The organism is Paenibacillus sp. 01T422 (assembly GCF_056398785.1).
Genome location: NZ_JBFTQB010000772.1, coordinates 1 through 3,223, shown reverse-complemented (window position 1 = coordinate 3,223; position 3,223 = coordinate 1). Strand labels below are relative to the sequence as shown.

Genomic DNA, 3,223 nt, shown 5'->3' with positions numbered 1-3,223 from the left:
CTACATCCCCGATTGTATTTTTCCAGTAGTACGCATTGGCCATATTTTTACCGCCAACAATAGCTCCACCTGGAAATCTTAGAAATTTGGGATTCATATCGGCAAGCATCTGCACAAGATCTTGTCTCAGTCCGCCTGGACGATTCTTCCATGTTTTCTGAGGGAATAGAGACACCATATCGATATCGATCCGGCCGATATTTTTTGTTTTGATGAACAGCTTTGCATTCGCAGCAGATCCCGTCGCCTGAATCGTTGCCGTGACCTTATTCCATGTGCCCTTAATGCCAGAAGCCGCGATTTGAACCTCGCCATAGGATTGTGTCCCTGTAGGGTCCATGACACTGACCGTCAGCGGTTCAGTTAACGTATCACTGCTGCGCAAGTACACAGAGAAATCGTAATTATCACCGCTCTTAATGGCCATGCCATCATAACCATCATTTGAAATTCCAACGCCATTACCAGGTGCAGTCACGGCCAGTTGCAGGTAAGTTGGGTTTTTCGCATTTAATGGAGCCGTTTTCTGTGCGGTAATCGTGCCGACCCCCGCTCCAGTTTGTATCAATTTCCAGGCAAAAAGTGGAGCAGGTGTCGAATTGGCCGTACTTCCCGTGGCGGATAGAAATTCGAATGAACGATTCTCAACAAGCTCAGCGTATAACCCTCCGTCACCGGCATAGTTAATATCCTCCAGGAATATGCCGTTCAAGTTCGGGCTTATGGTAGCACCTCGTTGCGCCGCATTTACATCCAGTTGGTAATCGACAGGATCGGCAGCTAGAACTGTACCGGTAGATGCAATTAAAGGAGCCGCAATCACGAAAGACATGAATGCTGAACATACTCTACTAAAAAGTTTCACGATACATCACCTTTCTATTTGACAATGATCATTTCGTATCCAGCATTCTAAGGATCAAAGTTACCGCTTCTGCCCGCGTTGTAGGATCGTTAGGAGCGAAGGTATTGTTTTCTTTCCCTTGTACTAAACCAGACTTAGCTGCTGCTGCAACAAATCCTTGGGCATACGCTGGAATCGACTCATAATCAGCAAAGGACGAATTCTCGTCTAGATCTGTCTGCAAGCCGAGCACACGAATAATAGCCGTTACCATTTCAGTACGGGTAATCTGGTTATCACCACGGAACGTGTTATCCTCATAACCGTTAATGACATTCTGTTTAACGGCTGCTGATAAAGAATCTTTTGCCCACAGTGGGATCATATCAAGATCGGCAAAGCTCAGCTCTTTGTTATCCGTTGCAGGTGGCTTCAACGCACGCATTAACATCGTGACAAACTCATTGCGAGTGACTGGACGTTCCGGACGGAACGTTCCGTCATCATACCCCTTGACGATGCCTAGACTGACAGCTCTCCGAATGGAAGCTTCCGCCCAGTGCTGGTCAATGTCAGTCAGAAGGATCTGGCCGATCTGTATAGTTGCCAGTGTTTCTGCTTTTTGCGAAGTCATCTTCAAATCAGAGTCGATTAATTTCACGTCTTTTATCTGAATGAGGGCATCTCCCTCTTCAATTGCCTCAAAGTTAAGCGTGAAGAACGTGATATCTCCACTCTGCCCAGGTGAAAGTCCAACCTTCGTATGCGCAAAAGTTAATTGATCACCCTTTACAATTGGACTGACAGTAAAGCCGGATATCACACTCTTGCCGTCCTTAAATAACAATCGCTTGGAATCAAATTGCAGAATGAATTCGTAAGCAAACACATCCGTGAGATTTTTGCCCTTAACGGTAACTTGTACCTCTTTGCCTGCGTTCGTTTTGTCGCTCATCTCTAGGGAAAAAGAAGGAGAATCTGCCGCCAATAGCGTTTGTGGCAGCAACCAGGTAGTGAATAGCAGAAGAGCTAAGCTAAATGAAAACAGTTTGCGAGTCATTAAGCAGATTCTTCCTTTCTATAAGGATCGGGGAGGGGCTATAAGCCGCCGCCTCCCCGATTCTTGTAATTAGTTTTCCAGCATCCAATCGTCAATGATCATTCTGGCAACGGTTGCTAGGACTTGAATGTTGATTTCACCTGTGTTGTAAATATCTGCTTTTTCAATTTCGTTCCAATTTGTATCAGTAGATTTAGTGCCGTAGTATTTAGCAATGATGGACAAGTCATTAATCGTAATTTTCGTTGCACCAGGGACAAGTGTAATGAACTTAGTCGCGAATGTATCCACGGCCTCTTTCAGTGCAGCAGTTGCTGCATCCACCTGTGGCTGTCTCGAAGATGATTTATCAAGAACAGCTTGAGCGCTTGCAATCGCTGCTTGCAGAACCGCTTTCGAACCAGTTTGGTACTTGCCGAGTTTGTCGCCTTCAACAGCTGCGTCGAACTTGCTTTGCGCTGTAGTAATGGCTTCAGATAGCTCAGATTTATCAACTGTACCTGGTTCTGGATCTGTTTCGGTGATCACAGAGTTATTGAATGTAGTCACAGCAGTGTTCAGCTCATTCAGCGCAGCAGCTACTTCAGCTTGCGTGGATGAAGGGTTACCGCTGACTGCTGATGCCTGACTAATGGCTGCCAGCAATGCTGCTTTGGAACCGCTCGGATATTGACCAACCTGAGTACCTTCAACTGCACTGTCATATTTACTTTGAGCAGCAGCAATGGCGGAAATCAAATCAGCTTTATCCACAACATTAATTGTGATGTTGAGTGAAGCACCAGGCACTTGTGTTTCGGAGCCTTCATTCGAAACTTTAAAGTCAGTCAATGATACCGTCGTGATGCCCGGTTCAACGTTAGCTTTTGTTTTGGCATGAAGGGTCAACAAATCTCCCGGACTGCTAATGGCATTGTTCGCGCCTTCGCTAGCCATGATAATTCGAATTTCACCTTTTGCTGCTTTGACAGCCGTACCCAGCACTTTAAATTTGTCTTTCAGGTTGCTAATCGCACTGTCTGCCAAGGAGACGGCATTACCACTAGTAACCGTATCAAATTCCAGCTTAGCTGGGTCATATTTCACAATAACATCCATCGTCGTAAAGCTTGATTTCAAGCTGCTTACTCCCACGGTCAAGTCAAACAATTGAGCTTGATTCACCGCTTCAGGGCCAATCAATGTAGACGAGGTTACACTAGGTGCAAGCACCGTCACATTGGCGACTGCCTTGATCGATGTTCCGGCAATCGTTCCATTGACACTAAACGTTCCAGCTGCCGCATATTGCGCAGGGTCAATAGCAGACCAAACTACGT

General features: G+C 45.9%; 3 protein-coding genes. All 3 read right to left on the bottom strand.

Annotation, left to right across the window (positions count from 1 at the left end; genetic code table 11):
* Nucleotides 1-865 (bottom strand): carbohydrate binding domain-containing protein (locus AC1DUA_RS30960; protein WP_477503397.1); only part of this gene is annotated, 865 nt, incomplete at its 3' end.
* Between the two features lie 28 nt (nucleotides 866-893).
* Entirely contained in the window at nucleotides 894-1,904 is a 1,011-nt protein-coding gene (locus AC1DUA_RS30955; protein WP_477503396.1) for an S-layer homology domain-containing protein, read from the bottom strand.
* Nucleotides 1,905-1,973: 69 nt separating this feature from the next.
* A partial coding sequence (locus AC1DUA_RS30950) for a cohesin domain-containing protein (RefSeq protein WP_477503395.1) occupies nucleotides 1,974-3,223 on the bottom strand: 1,250 nt, incomplete at its 5' end.